Raw genomic sequence first — 201 nt, forward strand, 5'->3', positions numbered from 1 at the left:
CATGTTACCGATGTTGTACTCACCGGAATCAAACGCGTTCTTCTTCGCCTGCACCGGGGCCGTGTCACCATACGGAACAACCATTTCCGACAACGAAGCCCGGTTGATCACCGGACGCTCAACACCCTGGTCCCGGAACTTGAGCTGATGCAGGACCAGACCCTCACGCGGGGTGAACCCCACCCGGAAAGACCAATCAGC

The 201-nt window shown here is 58.2% G+C and carries 1 protein-coding gene; it reads right to left on the bottom strand.

The window, feature by feature from the left end; genetic code table 11:
- Positions 1-201: copper amine oxidase (locus A3M3_RS28590; protein WP_035743331.1), on the bottom strand; the 201-nt coding region annotated here is incomplete at both ends.

Origin of the sequence: Arthrobacter sp. MA-N2 (assembly GCF_000517125.1) — a bacterium.
GTDB lineage: Bacteria > Actinomycetota > Actinomycetes > Actinomycetales > Micrococcaceae > Arthrobacter > Arthrobacter methylotrophus.